Source organism: Winogradskyella sp. 4-2091 (genome assembly GCF_045765065.1).
In the GTDB taxonomy this organism is placed as follows: Bacteria; Bacteroidota; Bacteroidia; order Flavobacteriales; family Flavobacteriaceae; genus Winogradskyella.
In genome coordinates this window covers 204,975-222,251 of the sequence record NZ_JBJKOD010000006.1, presented here as the reverse complement: position 1 = coordinate 222,251, position 17,277 = coordinate 204,975, and the positions used below count along the sequence as shown (strand labels likewise).

14 protein-coding genes are annotated in these 17,277 nt (G+C 32.1%); 12 read left to right on the top strand and 2 right to left on the bottom strand.

The window, feature by feature from the left end:
• Positions 1-235: 235 nt before the first annotated feature.
• The 7 genes from ACJBCC_RS10330 (at position 236) to ACJBCC_RS10300 (ending at position 9,731) form a co-directional block, all read left to right on the top strand.
• A complete protein-coding gene (locus ACJBCC_RS10330) occupies positions 236-1,180 on the top strand; it encodes a hypothetical protein (RefSeq protein WP_407557113.1) in 945 nt (314 codons plus the stop codon).
• 8 nt (positions 1,181-1,188) lie between these two features.
• Positions 1,189-4,860: a hypothetical protein gene (locus tag ACJBCC_RS10325; protein WP_407557112.1), complete on the top strand. Its 3,672-nt coding sequence runs from the start codon at positions 1,189-1,191 to the stop codon at positions 4,858-4,860.
• A complete protein-coding gene (gene ybeY / locus ACJBCC_RS10320) occupies positions 4,853-5,260 on the top strand; it encodes an rRNA maturation RNase YbeY (protein ID WP_299098173.1) in 408 nt (135 codons plus the stop codon). The genes ACJBCC_RS10325 and ybeY overlap by 8 nt, the downstream gene beginning before the upstream one ends.
• A 274-nt stretch (positions 5,261-5,534) precedes the next feature.
• A complete protein-coding gene (gene mnmG, locus ACJBCC_RS10315) occupies positions 5,535-7,406 on the top strand; it encodes a tRNA uridine-5-carboxymethylaminomethyl(34) synthesis enzyme MnmG (RefSeq protein ID WP_299098172.1) in 1,872 nt (623 codons plus the stop codon).
• 83 nt (positions 7,407-7,489) lie between these two features.
• A complete protein-coding gene (locus ACJBCC_RS10310) occupies positions 7,490-8,035 on the top strand; it encodes a hypothetical protein (RefSeq protein WP_299098171.1) in 546 nt (181 codons plus the stop codon).
• A gap of 33 nt (positions 8,036-8,068) precedes the next feature.
• A complete protein-coding gene (locus ACJBCC_RS10305) occupies positions 8,069-8,929 on the top strand; it encodes a class I SAM-dependent methyltransferase (protein ID WP_299098170.1) in 861 nt (286 codons plus the stop codon).
• A 256-nt stretch (positions 8,930-9,185) separates the two neighbouring features.
• On the top strand, positions 9,186-9,731 hold the full coding sequence (locus tag ACJBCC_RS10300; protein WP_407557111.1) for an OmpH family outer membrane protein: 546 nt from the start codon (positions 9,186-9,188) through the stop codon (positions 9,729-9,731).
• A 32-nt stretch (positions 9,732-9,763) separates the two neighbouring features.
• On the opposite strand, the gene ACJBCC_RS10295 is transcribed toward ACJBCC_RS10300, so the two are convergent.
• The gene (locus ACJBCC_RS10295) at positions 9,764-10,924 is read right to left on the bottom strand and encodes an ATP-binding protein (RefSeq protein WP_299098168.1); all 1,161 of its coding nucleotides are present in this window, start codon (positions 10,922-10,924) and stop codon (positions 9,764-9,766) included.
• 221 nt (positions 10,925-11,145) lie between these two features.
• Between ACJBCC_RS10295 and ACJBCC_RS10290 the strand changes: the two genes are divergently transcribed.
• The 4 genes from ACJBCC_RS10290 to ACJBCC_RS10275 all read left to right on the top strand — a co-directional run bounded on the left by ACJBCC_RS10290 (position 11,146) and on the right by ACJBCC_RS10275 (position 16,002).
• The gene (locus tag ACJBCC_RS10290) at positions 11,146-12,333 is read left to right on the top strand and encodes a phosphoglycerate kinase (protein ID WP_299098167.1); all 1,188 of its coding nucleotides are present in this window, start codon (positions 11,146-11,148) and stop codon (positions 12,331-12,333) included.
• A 9-nt stretch (positions 12,334-12,342) separates the two neighbouring features.
• Positions 12,343-13,311 carry a hypothetical protein gene (locus tag ACJBCC_RS10285; RefSeq protein WP_299098166.1) on the top strand — a complete coding sequence of 323 codons (969 nt, stop codon included), beginning with the start codon at positions 12,343-12,345 and terminating at the stop codon, positions 13,309-13,311.
• A gap of 129 nt (positions 13,312-13,440) precedes the next feature.
• Complete coding sequence (locus ACJBCC_RS10280; protein WP_407557110.1) at positions 13,441-15,000, top strand: LysM peptidoglycan-binding domain-containing protein; 1,560 nt, start codon at positions 13,441-13,443, stop codon at positions 14,998-15,000.
• Positions 15,001-15,021: 21 nt separating this feature from the next.
• Complete coding sequence (locus ACJBCC_RS10275; protein WP_299098164.1) at positions 15,022-16,002, top strand: DUF4837 family protein; 981 nt, start codon at positions 15,022-15,024, stop codon at positions 16,000-16,002.
• Between the two features lie 54 nt (positions 16,003-16,056).
• Here the strand turns inward: ACJBCC_RS10275 and ACJBCC_RS10270 are convergent, their stop codons facing one another.
• Positions 16,057-16,236, bottom strand: a complete 180-nt coding sequence (locus ACJBCC_RS10270; RefSeq protein ID WP_299098163.1) for a twin-arginine translocase TatA/TatE family subunit — start codon at positions 16,234-16,236, stop codon at positions 16,057-16,059.
• Between the two features lie 114 nt (positions 16,237-16,350).
• Here ACJBCC_RS10270 and ACJBCC_RS10265 point away from each other — a divergent pair, with 114 nt between their 5' ends.
• Complete coding sequence (locus ACJBCC_RS10265) at positions 16,351-17,220, top strand: M23 family metallopeptidase (protein ID WP_299098162.1); 870 nt, start codon at positions 16,351-16,353, stop codon at positions 17,218-17,220.
• Positions 17,221-17,277: the final 57 nt, after the last annotated feature.

Sequence of the window (17,277 nt, the reverse complement as noted above, 5' to 3'; positions counted from 1 at the left end):
AAATAGTTTGTCATTCTGAATTTATTTCAGAATCTCGCGCAAAGATAGTTTGATAGAATTTTAGAACAAAGAAAATAAGCAGTTGTTAAGTTTTGCCGTATTTAACAGTTAATTCTTCTATATTAACAGAATCTTATTAGTTGTCAACTATTTTCGATTAAAATAAATTTGTAGTTTAGTCAGTTAAAGGTAATATAGAGTGTAGTTTAACATTTTGTATTTTACAATTGAACCCATGAAAAAGCTTTTAGTAATACTATCAATAATTACTGTTTTTATCTCGTGTAAGAATGAAGTGAAAGAAGCAGAAGTAAAAGAAGAAACTGAAATCTTTGAAGAAGTTACTTATCAAGACATAAAGCACGATGATTACGAATTAAGCAAACCAGTTAAAAACATAGAAGCGACATTAGTTCTTTTTGGAGGTTTTCCAGAAACGGCTAAAGACGTAAAACGGGAATTTAAAATTCTTGAAAAGGCTAAAAACAATGACGTTGCTGTTTTGTTTATGAATTATAACAGAAAGTTATGGCTCGGAAAAAGTGAATTAGAAGAACTAACTAAAGATCTTAAAACCATTTTCAATGAGCATAATTTACCTGAAGATAATATGTTTATAGGTGGATTTTCAAGTGGCGGAAATATGGCACTTTTAATAAGCGATTACATGACTAATGGAAATTCTAATTTAGTTCCAGAAGGTGTTTTTATTGTTGATTCGCCTATTGATTTGGTAGCTCTATATAAGACTTTTGAAAAAAACTTAAAACGTAATTTGTCTAATTCTACAATGGAAGAGAGCACGTGGATACTAGAAACTTTAAGTAAAGAATTTGGCAATCCTCATAAAAACCTTTCTAACTATGAAGCGTTTGCTGTATTTACATCAGAAACGAATAATTTTGACAATATCGAGAACTTAAAAAACACAAGAATTAGACTTTATACAGAACCAGATACACTTTGGTGGAAAGAAAGAACAATGGCTAAATATGATGAAATGAATGCATATTATATTAAAAGTCTATCTGAATCTTTGAAGAATTTTGGGTTTAAAGATGTACAGTATATTGCAACAAAAAATAAAGGTTACCGTTCTAACGGAGATCGCCATCCTCACAGTTGGTCTATTGTTGATAAAGATAATTTGATAGACTGGATTTTAAAAGAAGAATTATAATTGGCTAAATGAGCAATTTCGAAACCATAAAACAAAAGCTAGAGCAATTCATTAAAAGGTATTACACCAATGAACTACTAAAAGGTGCTATCTTATTTTTCGCCATTGGTTTACTATATCTTATAATTACATTATTCGTAGAATATGTGTTATGGCTTAATCCAACAGCTAGAACGATATTATTTTGGACGTTTATCGCAGTAGAATTAGCACTCTTCGTAAAGTTTATAGCCATTCCGTTGTCACATTTATTCAAATTAAAACAAGGCATCAATTTTGAAACGGCTTCTAAACTGATAGGAAATCATTTTCCAGAAGTGAACGATAAGTTATTAAATGTACTTCAACTTAATCAAAGCCCTCAACAATCCGATTTGCTTTTAGCAAGTATAGAACAGAAGTCGCAAGAATTACAACCCATTCCTTTTAAATCTGCGATTAACTTTAAATCAAATACCAAATATTTAAAATATGCAGCCATTCCAATCGCCATTTTATTGTTGTCGTTTGTTACTGGAAAAATAAATTGGTTTAGTGATAGTTACGAACGTGTTGTTAATTACAAAACGGCATACGAACCACCAGCGCCTTTTCAGTTTTTTGTGTTGAATGAAAATTTACAAGCTATTGAAAATAAGGATTTTAAACTCAATATTTCCACAGCAGGAAATGTGATACCTGAGAACGCACAAATCAAATTCAACGGGCAATCTTACTTTTTACAACAAGTCGCAGCTGGCGAATTTCAATACACATTCAGTTTACCTAAAGAACCGATAGAATTTACCTTATCGGCTAATGATGTCACATCAAAACCTTATAAATTAACGGTAGTCAACACACCAAATTTGGTAAATTTCGAAATGGTTTTAGACTATCCATCGCATACCAAAAAGCAAGATGAGGTGTTGAAAAGTACAGGTTCTGCAGTAATTCCTGAAGGTACAAATATCACGTGGAAAGCAAAGACAAAATCTACAACAGGTGTTCAAATTTATGCGGAAGATACTTTAAGTTTTAAGTCGAATAGCAATGGAATTTTTGAAGCTTCAAAACGACTTTACAACAACTACAATTACAGTATTACGACCAGTAATGATGACCTTAAAGATTATGAAAACTTAGCGTACAACATCAACGTCATTAAGGATGGTTATCCTGAAATGAAAATCAAGGTACAAAAAGATTCCATAGACCAACAGAGTTTGTATTTCTATGGACAAGCGAGTGATGATTATGGCTTAACAAAACTACAATTGGTGTATTATCCAACAGACGATGAGTCTAAAAAAGTAGTAGAACCCATTACTATTTCTAAATCAAATTTTTCAGAATTTGTAAGTGCATTTCCAAATCAATTCAACCTTGAAGATGGTGTAAGTTACCAACTGTATTTCGAGGTTTTCGATAATGATGCACTGCACAATTACAAGCGTACCAAAAGTTCTACGTTCAGTTACCGAAAATTAACAAAGGATGAAGAAGAGCAAAAACAGCTTAATGAGCAGAACGAAACGATAAAGGATATCAGTAAAACGTTTGATAAACTTCAAGAACAAGATAAAAAGCTTGAAGAATTATCTAAAACGCAAAAGGAAAAAGAAAGTCTAAATTTTAATGACAAGAAGAAGTTTGAAGAGTTCTTAAAACGTCAAAAAAATCAAGAGCAGTTGATGAAAAACTTCAACAAAAAACTGCAAGATAATTTAGAGGAATTTCAAAAAGACGAAAAGAAAGACGACCAATTTAAAGAAGATTTAAAAGAACGTTTAAAAGAAAATGAAGAGCAATTAAAAAAGGATGAAGAATTGCTTAAAGAATTGGAAGAATTAAAGGATAAAATAAACAAAGAAGAATTCACGCAAAAACTTGAAGAATTAGCTAAGCAAAACAAGAATAAGAAACGTAGCATGAAGCAACTTTTAGAGTTGACCAAACGTTTCTATGTGATGAAGAAGGCTGAGAAAGTTTCAAGTGAATTAGAAAAACTGTCAGAAGAACAAGAAGAGTTATCCAAAAAGGAAAAAGAAAACACCAAAGAAGCTCAACAAAAATTGAATGAGGAGTTTGATAAACTTCAAAAAGATTTAGAAGATTTAAAACGTGAGGATAGACAACTTCAAAAACCAATGAAGATTGCTAGAGATGAGTTTTTAGAGGATGAAATTAAATTCGACCAAAAGGAAGCCAAAGAAGCCTTAGAAAAGAAAGAAGAAGCCGAATCTAAGGGCGACCAAAAAGAAGCGCAAGAACAGAAAGAGAAAGCCAAAAAACAGCAGAAGAAAGCCGCTCAGAAAATGAAACAAATGAGTGAGATGATGAAAATGAAAGCTGGAGGAGGTGGTGGAGGCGACCAAATGTCTGAAGATATTGACGCGCTTCGTCAAATATTAGAGAATTTATTATTGTATTCTTTTGACCAAGAAGAGCTCATGGAAACCTTTGAGAGTATTGGTATCAATAACAATAATTACGGGAAATATATCATAGAGCAAAGCAACCTTAGAGAACATTTTGAGCATATAGACGATAGTTTATTTGCATTGTCTTTAAGGCAACCAAAAATTTCAGAGAAAGTAAATTCTCAGATTACTGAGGTGTATTTCAACATCGATAAGGCATTAGAACAACTTTCAGAAAATAGATTATATCAAGGCGTTGGTGCACAACAATATGCAGTTACGTCTACTAATGAATTGGCAAGTTTTTTAAGTGATGTTTTAGATAATATGGAAATGTCTATGAATCCATCACAAGGCGAAGGTGGAGAAGGACAATTAGATGATATTATTATGAGTCAAGATGAGCTCAATAAAAAGATGGAGGAAGGCGTAAAGAAAGGTGAGGAAGGAAAAGAAGGCAAAGAAGGAGAAGAGGGTAAGGAAGGCGAAGGAGAGAAACCAGGTAACGAGGGAAAAGAAGGTAAAGACGGTCAAGGCGAAAAACCTGGAGAGCAAGGCAAAGCTGGTAAGGAAGGTAAAGATGGCAAAAGTGGAGAGAATGGAAAGAGTGGAGAAGGACAAGGAAAGAGTGGTCAAGGTGGTAAATCTGGACAAAATGGAGAACAACAAGGAGAAGGCAACCAAAATGGTCAAAAAGAAGGGAAGAATGGTAAAGATGGCAATGGTGGTAAAGAAGGAAAAGGAGAAGGTGATAATGGAGAAGGTGAAAATGGTGAGGGAAAAGGAAAGAATGGCAAGAATGGAAAAAATGGACGTGATGGTGAAGGCGAACAAAATGATGGTTATGGAGAAGGAGGAAGCGAAGAACAGAATGGTGAACTTTATAAAATTTACCAGAAACAACAATTATTACGTCAGGCTTTAGAAGATAAATTTGCAAAGGAAGGAAAGATAGAATCAGCAGGACAACTAATAAAGCAAATGGAAGAAATTGAATTAGATTTATTAAACACAGGATTCACAAATCAAACGCTTCAAAAAATGATGGATGTGCAGCATCAATTATTAAAAATGGAGAATGCTACGTTTATGCAAGGTCAAGATACCAAGCGTAAATCTGAAACTAATACGGTAGAATTCAATCAGAATAATGGAAGTCAGATTCCAACAGCTAAACAATATTTTAATACCACTGAGATTTTAAATAGACAAGCATTACCTTTGCAAAATCATTTTAAGAAGAAAATTCAAGAGTATTTTAATAAAGCCAATGATTAGTTTTAACTACGAAACAGATTTTAAATTAGAGAACGAAGTTCATTTTTCAAAGTGGATTTCAAGTACCATTCAAGAAGAAAATTGTAGAGAAGGAGAAATCATTTACGTTTTTTGTTCTGATGATTACTTACATAAATTGAATGTCGATTTTCTAAATCACGATACATTAACGGACATTATTAGCTTTGATTATTCTGTAGGAAAAGAATTACATGGCGAAATCTATATTTCTGTGGATAGAGTTAAAGAAAATGCTTCAGATTTTAATGTTTCTTTTGAAGATGAAATCGCAAGAGTAATCATTCATGGTGTACTTCATTATTGTGGATACAAAGATAAGTCAGACGACGAAGAAAAGTTAATGCGCTCAAAAGAAGATTACTATCTAGGTATACGATGAATTCCTTTGAAAAAAGGAATCTCTAATTCAGATTACAAAAAGTAGTTGATGAGTACTGTTTGAATTTCATTGTATATTTGCGAACTCAAATTTTCAATTTGAATTCAATAGAGTTGTTCCACGTGGAACAATAGTTTTATTGACCGAGTTTTAGGTGTGTCATTCTGAACTTGTTTCAGAATCTAGTATTTAATTATAGTATAGAAGCTGAAACAAGTTCAGCTTGACAAAAGCAAAGATAAAAGGTTGTGAATAATTAAGATAAACCAAAGTTATGTTTAACGAAGAATATGATGTTGTAGTTGTTGGAGCAGGACATGCAGGAAGTGAAGCTGCTGCTGCTGCTGCAAACATGGGAAGTAAGACGTTGTTAATTACGATGAATCTTCAAAACATTGCACAAATGTCTTGTAATCCTGCAATGGGAGGAATTGCAAAAGGACAAATTGTTAGAGAGATTGATGCGCTTGGTGGTTATAGCGGAATTGTTTCAGATACGTCTGCGATTCAATTTAAGATGCTAAACAAATCTAAAGGACCAGCAATGTGGAGTCCAAGAGTGCAATCGGATAGAATGCGTTTCGCTGAAGATTGGAGGATGCTTTTAGAAGGCACTGAAAATCTTGATTTCTATCAAGAGATGGTGTCTGGCCTTATTGTAGAAAATCATAAAGTGGTTGGTGTAAAAACATCTCTTGGAGTTGAAGTAAGAGCGAAGTCTGTTGTGTTAACTAATGGAACTTTTTTAAATGGCTTAATTCATATAGGAGATAAAAATTTTGGTGGAGGAAGGGCAGGTGAAAGAGCAGCAACTGGAATCACAGAACAACTCGTTAATTTAGGTTTCGAATCAGGAAGAATGAAAACAGGAACACCACCAAGAGTTGATGGTCGTTCTTTAGATTTTTCTAAAATGATTGAGCAACCTGGTGATGTAAATCCTGAGAAGTTTTCTTATTTAGATATTACAAAACCATTGACAGAACAACGTTCTTGTCATATGTCTTATACAAGTGAATTGGTTCACGATTTGTTGCGTGAAGGTTTTGACCGTTCGCCAATGTTTAATGGTAGAATTAAAAGTGTTGGACCTCGTTATTGTCCTTCAATTGAAGATAAGATTAATCGATTTACTGATAAGGATAGACATCAGTTATTCGTAGAACCTGAAGGTTGGAATACATGCGAATATTATATTAATGGTTTCTCCACATCGTTGCCAGAAGATGTTCAGTTCAAAGCCTTACGTTCTGTAGTTGGATTTGAAAATGTGAAATTTTTCAGACCAGGTTATGCTATAGAATATGATTATTTTCCACCAACACAATTAAAACATACGCTAGAAACAAAGTTAGTAGATGGTCTATATTTTGCTGGACAAATTAATGGAACTACGGGATATGAAGAAGCCGCTTCTCAAGGTTTGATGGCTGGAATAAATGCGAGTTTAAAAGTTCAAGAAAAGGAAGCATTTACCTTGCAAAGAGATGAAGCTTATATAGGTGTTTTAATTGATGATTTAATTACGAAGGGAACAGAAGAGCCTTATAGAATGTTTACATCTCGTGCTGAATACAGAACTTTATTAAGGCAAGATAACGCTGATTTCAGGTTGACACCTAAAGGGTATCAATTAGGTTTAGCTTCTGAAATACGTCTAAAACGTATGGAAGAAAAGCAATCTAAATCGGAAGCTTTTGTGCAATTTTTTAGAGACACAAGTGTGAAACCCGAAGAAGCAAATCCTGTTTTAGAATCTAAAAATTCTGCTATAGTGAAGCAGCAAGATAAGATGTTTAAGTTGTATGCAAGACCAAATATTACCATTGACGATGTAAGAAAGTTTGAGGCCGTTGAAGGTTATATTCGAGCGAATGATTTGGATAGGGAAGTTATAGAGCAAACTGAAATCCAGGTTAAATATGCTGGTTATATTGAGAAGGAAAAGAACAATGCAGATAAGTTAAATAGACTTGAAAATTTAAAGATTCCTGCAGATTTTGATTATTCAAAATTGAAATCTATGAGTATTGAAGCGAGACAAAAATTAAACAAAATACAGCCGGTAACTATTTCTCAGGCATCTCGAATTAGTGGAGTTTCGCCTAATGATATTTCTGTTTTATTAGTTTATTTAGGTCGCTAAATTCCTTTGAAAAAGGGAAATCGCAGATTCAGCGAAGCTAATCTTATGAAATGTTATATTAATGTTCCACGTGAAACAATCATTTGAAAAAAGCTAAAGACATACTGATTTTTGTTTTCGCTGTTGTTGTTTTGTCAACGATTGGATTTGTTTTTTTTATACTTAATGATATACAAGATAAATATAATGAAGAGCCTTTTGTTCAAAATTCTAGCATTCTTCAAACAAGGTATTTGTATAGTTTTTTTAATGATTCTATAAAACTAAGAACTGAATATCGTCTGAGTAAAACAATTAAAGATTCAGTAATTACGTATCGTTATACTTGTGAAACAGACTTGGCTAGAAGTTTAAAGATTGACTACAATTTGAATTCTAAAATTTTGAGTTTTGATATTGGTTCTAAATATGAATTAAATAAATTAAAAGTATTGTTTGATTCAGAAGGAAATTCATTTGATAGTTTTAGAATGAAGGATCCGATAGTTGACGGAATAGAACCTATTTTATTTAATGAAAATTATGGAATTTTGGCGTTTACAGGTGCGCTTAATCCTTCTACATTCTTCATTTCAAAAAAGGATGATATTTCATTTGTTAGACAAATTGAAGAAATATTTTATTATTGATATTGTAAATTATTTAAAATGTAAATAGTATTCGTGCCAAACAACAAACAAACATACCTAACCCTAAAAGACCATTCCGTCTCTAAAGAAGAGTTTCAATTATTACATAATAAAGAACTCGATATGTTAGAAACTTTTCCAGAACCTAAAGGAGAAAAGTTATCTGAATATTATAAAAGTGAAGACTATATTTCACACACAGATACGAAGCGGAATTTATTAGAATTTGTGTATCACAAAGTGAGAGAAATTTCTCTAAAGCGAAAACTGAAATTAATTAATTCTTTTCAGTCAGAAACCAAACAGCTTTTAGATATTGGATGTGGAACAGGCGACTTTTTACAAACCGCTTTAAAAGATAGTTGGAGTATTGCTGGAATAGAACCCAATGAAAGTGCAAGACAAATTGCCAACTCTAAAACTAATAACGCTGTCTTTGAAACTGAAGAGTTATCAAAACTAAAACCGAACAGTTTTGATGTTATTACGCTTTGGCATGTGTTAGAGCATTTACCAGATTTAGAAATGCACACAGCATTATTTAAATCGTTATTAAAACCAAATGGCACTTTAGTAATTGCGGTTCCAAATTATAAAAGTTACGATGCGCAGTATTATAAAAAGTTTTGGGCAGCTTATGATGTGCCAAGACACCTTTGGCATTTTTCTAAAACATCTATTTCAGAATTGTTCAAAAAGAAAAAGATGACATTAGAAAAAGTATTACCAATGACATTTGATGCTTATTATGTGTGTTTACTTTCTGAAAAATATAAATCTGGATTTATGAATCCGGTTAAGGCATTTTGGATTGGTTGGCGCTCTAATCGGAAGGCAAAACACTCTAAAGAGTATTCGTCGCATATTTATGTGCTCAAGAATACTAATTCGTAATTTAAATATGTTTTTTTAGAGCTTCTAAGAGTTTCAAGTCTAGTAACAACAGAAATTTTAGAAATGCGCTTAAAACGCCTTAAATGACGTCGTTTTCAATAGATTTTAAAAATAAGGGTGTTTATTTTCCATAGAAAATATCAATATTTAAAAAATTCGCCATTTCACTCTGTAACTTTTATACATTTGCAAAAATTAATTTGAAACATAAATAAGAAAGATTTTAACTTTCATAATTAGTAAATAACAAAATAGAATGAAAAAAGTAATTTTAGGTTTAATGGTTTTAGTTGGAGCGGCTTCTTGCCAAGAACAACAAAAAATAGCATTTGTAGATAATACAAAAGTGGTAAACGAATTTAATAAGAAAGTTGACTTTGAAGAATCATTTAAAATTAAAGTAGATGCCTTCAATAAAAAAGCGGATAGCCTTAATCAAATGATTCAAATGGAAGCGCAAGAATTTCAATCTCAAGCTTCAAAAATGAATAAGACTAAGCAAGAAGAAGTATATAATGCATTGGTTCAGAAAAAACAAATGCAAGATTATCAAATTGGTAACGAGGAAAAAGCTTTGCAAACAGAAGGTCAGAAAGAAATTGATACTTTAGTTAAACAAGTAAAAGCTTTTATCAAGGATTATGGTAAAGCTAATGGATATACTTTTATATTAGGCGCAAATGATGCTGGTAGTGTTTTATATGGTGCAGAAGGAAAGGATATAACAGAGGAAATTCTTTCAGCATTAAATAAAGGAGGTGAAGCAAAAGAAACTAGTGCTGAAACTACAGCAACTGAATAATGTTGATTAAAATAAAAATTACAAAGCCAGGCCTAAGAAGCTTGGCTTTTTTTATGAAGTAAACGTGTCAGTTTTATAGATAAATCGGTTAAAACAATCTTAGAATTACCATTACGTTCTATATGGTAAATGGCATCTTGCAGTTCTTCTGATATTTCCATTATGTTAGAATCATGCACAAAAGGCGCAAATTTTTCAAGCTTAAACCCATCAGATTTTGGTTCTAAATATACCAATTCATCAGCTTTATAATTAAGCAACAGTGCTTGCCTAAAATAATTTAAACAAAAGGCTAAAAATTTCTTTTGTGTTTCTCGTCCTGTTTTCGCAATTTCTTCAGACCATGAAATTAAATCGTGAATAGCAGCTTTGTTTCCTTTAGCTTTAAATGCTGAACGAATCCAGATCACAAACCATTTTTCAAATTGAATATCTTCACTGTCTTGATAAATAAGATCACAAGCTTTATTGTAATTTCCATTCGCTTGATGTGCAATTTTAGTCGCAACTGATTCTTCAATATGATAGTTTTTAACTAAAGCTTCAGCAATAGCTTCTTCCGCTAATGGCGGAAAATGTAAGATTTGACAACGTGAACGGATTGTATTAATTATTTGCTCTTCGTCTTCAGCAATGAGAATAAATATAGTTTTCTCAGGTGGCTCTTCAATGAGTTTAAGTAACTTGTTGGCACTAGCTGTATTCATCTTTTCTGCCATCCAAATAAGCATTACTTTGTAGCCACCTTCATACGATTTTAGCGTTAAAGATTTTACAATTTGTAAAGCTTCATCTACACCAATTTGCCCTTGTTTATTATCTACACCAAGCATTTTATACCAATCAAATAGGTTTCCGTAAGGTTGTTGATCTAGGAGTTGTCGCCATTCTTCTAAATAGAAACTAGAAACAGGTTTGCTTTTAACCTTATCGCTTGTAGTTACCGGAAACGCAAAATGTAGATCTGGATGAGAAAAATTCTTAAATTTTATATTACAAGATTCGTTACCGCCAGAATTCTCGCCATTGGTATTACTACACAAAATGTATTGTGCATACGCTAAAGCCATTGGCAATGTACCAGAACCTTCAGGACCAACAAATAGTTGCGCATGGGCAATTCTGCCAGCATCAACACTTGTAGTAAGGTGGTTTTTTATGTGTTTTTGACCTAAAACTTCAGAAAATTGCATAAAGCAAAACTATGTTTTTTTTATGAATCTAAAATTAATTTTTTCTGAGTTATATATTATTAAGTTATGCCATACAAAGAAAGGCGTAGATTAACGAAAAGGTTATCGTAAATAAAGGCCATTTATTAGTGAAATGTAGTGCTTTAAAGTCTATTTTTTAACTTGGTAATCTTTATATTTGTGATTCAAAACAGTTTTTTTCACCTCTTATTTAAATTCTCATGAAGACATTAAACGATTTCAATTTTAAAAATAAAAAAGCATTAATCCGAGTAGATTTTAATGTGCCATTAAATGATGATTTTCAGGTAACAGATGCTACTAGAATTGTATCTGCTAAGCCAACAATCATTAAAATATTAGAAGATGGTGGTAGTTGTGTTTTAATGTCACACTTGGGTAGACCAAAAGGTGTGCAAGAAGAATTTTCGTTAAAACATATCATTCCAAAAATTGAAGATGTTTTAGGTGTTGGAGTAAAATTTGCTAGTAATTGTGTTGGTTCTGAAGCTGAGGAAATGGCTAATGCTTTGCAGCCAGGTGAAATCTTATTATTAGAGAATTTACGTTTTCACGAAGAAGAAAAAGAAGGAAATAAAGATTTTGCTGAGCAATTATCAAAATTAGGCGATATCTATGTGAATGATGCCTTTGGTACAGCACACAGAGCGCATGCTTCTACTACAATTGTGGCTCAATTTTTCCCAGAAGACAAGTGTTTTGGTAGCTTATTAGCTAAAGAGATTGAGAGTATTAAAAAGGTAATGGAAGATGGTGAAAAGCCGGTTTTAGCTGTATTAGGTGGAGCAAAAGTATCTTCAAAAATTACCGTTATAGAGAATATACTAGACAAAGTAGATCATCTAATAATTGGAGGAGGAATGACATTTACCTTCATAAAAGCACAAGGTGGTAAAATTGGAGATTCTATCTGTGAAGACGACAAGATGGAATTAGCCTTAGATATTCTAAAGCAAGCAAAAGAAAAAGGTGTACAAATTCATATACCTGTAGATGTTATAGCTGCAGATGCCTTTAGTAATGATGCAAATACTCAAGTTTGTGATGTTACAGAAATACCAGACGGATGGCAAGGTTTAGACGCTGGTCCTAAATCAATAGCAAACTTTGATGCTGTTGTTAACCAATGCAAAACGATTCTTTGGAATGGTCCTTTAGGCGTTTTTGAATTAGAAAGTTTTGCTAACGGAACCATAGAACTTGGTAATTCTATTGCAAACTCAACTCAAAATGGTGCCTTTTCTCTTGTTGGAGGAGGCGATTCTGTCGCTGCTGTAAAACAATTTGGTTTTGAAAACAAAGTAAGTTATGTAAGTACAGGAGGAGGTGCAATGCTAGAAAGCTTAGAGGGTAAAACTTTGCCAGGTATTGCTGCTATTTTAAGCTAATCTTCAGATATGAGTTTATATAGAATTTTATTTTTTAGTATTCTATTCTTGTCTTTGGGATGCTCTTCTAGTGATGATTCTTCATCAAATGGAGCGTTGGATGTGAGATATAAAGTGTTGTTTAGTTATGATGGCGATGTTGTATTTATTGGTGACCAATCAAATGAGGTTATAAAAAAAATATATTCGCAAAATAGCATTTTGGGTATTCTAGGTTATTATAATAATGAGAATACAAATGAGATTTTTTTTATTACCAGAAATGATTTCTCAAACAATGTAACTCTTAATAAAATTAATTTATCAGAGTTATTCAGTTCTGAAGAATACTATTATACACCACAACAGTCCATAATTACATTTAATGAAAATGAGGATCTTATAAGTGAAATCTATTTTGAATCTGAAAGTAGGTTTCACGCAATTTTTGGTCTCAGTGATTACAATGCAGTTTTAAAAACTTTTGAAAATGGATCGGAAGTTTTAGAAAGAAATATTACTGCAAATTTTGGAATGGATCGATATGGAATTGAATTCAGTACGTTTTTTGAAGATGATACTTTAATTTTAATGGAAAGTGTATTTAATTCGTCATTAAAACGAATAAAGTTAGTAGATCTAAATTCATTTACACTCATTAGTGAAAACACAAATTTTAGTTTTAATTTCTTTCAAGGTTTTGGTAATTCTACAGGTAAGTATATAATTGGGAGAAAGATAATTAATTACGAAACGCACGAGTATTTAGCTAACATACAAGGTAATATTCTATATGACATTACAGATGGTTATTCGTTTTTAGGACATTCATCCATTGGATATGATGAAGCAGACAACGCTTTTGAATATTTTGATAGAGGTGATGGTCGCAATGAAACAGGTGTAATAAATACTAACAACGGAGAAGTTACTAAAACAAATATAGCTGGTGAACCAAACTTTAGAAGTTCACCGGTTTTTTATTTTATACCAAATTAATCGAGGTTTAAAAAAGTATAAAGCCTTAACAACTATTATCAATTTTTAGCTAATACCGTAAAAAACACTATTTTTAGCGATTCCAGCGTTATAGTTTTACGTTGATTATTAAGAAGCAATTTGTAAACCATGACATCAAAAATGTTTTTATTGGCTTGCCTATGTATGTCTTTATTTAGTGGGTTTTCCCAAACTAAAATAGATAGCATTTCAAAAACAACGTCTAATACTGTTTCAAATAAAGGTGAAGTTGTAGATGGAAAGCTCTTTTCTAATGGAAAAGAGATAAAGGCAAAAATAGATACTACATCAATTAAGAACCTTAAAGATTTACCAGAAGCTGCAGAGTTAGATGCTAAATGGTTAGAGGAATTATACAATAATAATCTTTTTGATACTATTTATAAATCGGTTACAGAATTAGAGTATGCGCCAGTTTATTACCCTGAGTTATCTAAAGATACTTTAAAAGCAAGGCTGGCACGTCTTAATGCAAGAACGCCTTTTAATGTAGAATACAACACATCTTTAGAAAGTGTAATTAAAGGTTATTTGAAGCATAGGCGTACTTCTATGGAGCGCTTAATGGGATTAAGTCATTTTTACTTTCCTATGTTTGAGCAAGAATTTGACAACCATGATATTCCGTTAGAAATGAAATATTTGGCCATTGTTGAGTCTGCGTTAAAACCAAGAGCACGCTCTAGAGTTGGAGCAACTGGGATTTGGCAGTTTATGTACGGTACAGGCAAAGAACATGATCTAGATGTTAGTAGTTATGTAGACGATCGTAGTGATCCTATAAAATCTACTAAAGCAGCTGCAGAGTATTTAGGAAGAATGTATCGCATTTTTGGCGACTGGGATTTATCATTAGCAGCATATAATTCTGGACCAGGAAATGTGAATAAAGCCATTAGACGATCTGGTGGTTATAAAAACTATTGGAACATTAGAAGTAATCTACCAAGAGAAACAGCTGGTTATGTGCCTGCTTTTTTAGCGACCATGTATATTTTTGAATATGCCGAAGAACATGGTTTTAAGCCAGAGCGTCCACCATTTCAATTAATTCAAACAGATACAGTACATGTAAAACAAATGATATCGTTAGATCATGTATCTGAAGTTACAGGTGTTAAAATTGAAGAATTACAGTTTTTAAATCCGGCTTATAAATTAGACATTATTCCTAAAGTTGAAGGAAAAACGTACGCTTTAAGATTGCCGAGAGAGGCTGTTGGGCCTTTTGTAACTAATGAAGACAAAATCTATGCATTTGCAAATGCGGAATTTAATCAACGCGAAAAACCATTACCACAAGTATTTAGTTCTGATTCTAAAATTAGTTATCGCGTTAGAGATGGTGATTACTTAGGAAAAATTGCTAGAAAACATGGCGTAAGAGTAAGTCAGCTAAAGCAATGGAATGGCTTAAGAAGTAATAACCTTAAAATAGGACAACGATTAACTATTTATCCTAGAAATCAAGGTGCTTCAAGTCCACCAAAACCGCCTAAAAAAGTATTAAATACAGAAGGCAAACAAACGTATAAGGTAAAGTCAGGAGATTCTCTTTGGACTATTGCGCAAAAATATTCTGGAGTTTCTGTTCAGAATATTAAAGATTGGAACGATATTAGTAGTAATAAACTAAAAATAGGAATGATATTAATTGTTTCTGAATAAAAACCATCAAAACTAAAACTTATGAAAGCGTTTTATACCGTATTATTAAGCGTATTGCTATTGGCTTGTGGCGAGTCAGATAAAAAGGATAGCAAAATGTATTTACCAGATTCTAACGGAAATCTAAACACAATATCTATAGTTGCTGATAATGTATTATGGGAAGACAGTGTAGGAGAATCTATTAGAGATATTTTCGCAGCACCATTAAATGGTTTACCGACTGAAGAACCTATGTTTGGCATGAGGCAAATACCACCACAGGTTTTTGATGGTTTTGCAGCCAGAAATAGAATTGTTTTAAAAATTGAAAAAGGAGATTTAGAAGCAGCGACAAAGATTGTAAATGACGTATATGCCAAACCGCAAACGGTTGCTGTTGTTAGTGGTAAAACTAATCAAGAGATTATAGATCAATTAAAAGAGAATAGTGATAAAATATTCGATGCTTTTAATAAAGAAGAAGTAAAAGAAAAATTAAGACGTATTAATCTTTCTTTATTAACTGATAAAGAAATGGAAGATCAATTAGGTATAACTATTGATATTCCTTCAGCATATAGAATTAGTAAGGCAGAAGAAGATTTTTACTGGATCCGTAAAAACCTTAAAAACTCAAAAACCATTGAACTTATGTTATATGAAGTGCCAATGGAAACCATTTCTCAAGGCGACAGCACTATAGTAGATATTATAAAGATGAGAGATAATATTACTAAAACTAAAATCCCTGGAGAAGACGGTATCTATATGGCTGTAGAAGATGCATATGTACCTTCTTTGTTTAAAACTATTATAGACAATAAACCAGCTTACGAAGTAAGAGGAATGTGGGACATGCAAGGCTACAGTATGGCAGGTCCATTTATTACTTACGCCATAGAAGATAAAATTAATAACAGGTATTTATTAGCAGATGGCTATGTATATGCACCATCGCTACCAAAGCGAGATTATATTTTTGAACTCGAAGCTATGATTAAGTCCATAACGATTAAGTAATAAAAAAAGCCAACTTACAAAGTTGGCTTTTTTTTATATCTAAGAAGTGTAATATTATTCTTTACTTTCTGAAGAATCATTTTCCTTACTAGCATCTTTAAATTCCTTAATTCCACTTCCTAACCCTTTCATTAATTCTGGTATTTTTTTTCCACCAAAAATCAATAAAACAACAACTGCGATAAGAATTACCTGTGGCATTCCAATCATTAATGGTAACATGCTTAAACTCATAACTTTTAATTTAATGGTGCAAAGTTAGTAATTATAGTTTAATAATAGTGTTGTTATATTAACTTTAGGACTTTAATATATTGCTATTAGAGTATTTTAACTAATTTTGTTTTAATGGCAAAAAAGAAAAAAAAGGAAAAAAAATTAGCTAAAAAGCTACTTCATAAGTACCGTTTAGTCATATTAAACGAAGATACTTTTGAAGAACGCTTCGCTATAAAATTAACGCGTCTCAATGTTTTTATTCTAACATCGATTTCTGCCATTTCTCTTATATTTTTAACTGTTTTATTAATTGCTTTTACACCTTTAAGGGAATATATTCCTGGTTATTCGTCTGCTAAATTAAAGAAGAAGGCAACAATGCTCAATTATAAAACCGACTCATTAGTTCAAGAGTTAGAATTAAATAAAAAATATTACGCCTCAATTAGAAAAGTATTGACAGGTGATGTAGCCACCTTAGAATTTAATAGAGACTCTATAATTGAAGCAGCTAAAACGGACTTAGATATTTTACAAGTACCTACCAACCGGGAAGATTCTCTACTGAGACTAAAAGTGGATAAAGAAGATAAATATAATTTATTTGAAGTTGAAGGTGATCAATCGAGTTATGTGCTTTTTCCACCAGTAAATGGTACTATTTCTGAGGGATATGATTTTGAAGAGAAACATTATGCAGTAGATGTTGTAGTACCAATTAATACACCAGTAAAAGCAACAGCGGATGGTACAATAATTTTTGCAGAATGGACTGTAGAAACAGGTTTTGTGGTTATTATTGAACACAACCGAGAGTTAATTTCGGTATATAAACACAATTCTGCGATCACAAAAACACAAGGAGATTTAGTAAAATCTGGAGAGGTTATAGCAATGTCTGGTGATGGTGGCGAATTAACCACAGGACCACATCTTCATTTTGAATTGTGGAGTAAGGGTTATTCTGTTGATCCAACAAATTTTATTGATTTTGAATGAAAATAGTTTATAAATTATTTCTCTTCTTTTAGTTTGAAGAAATACAAAAACTAGTAT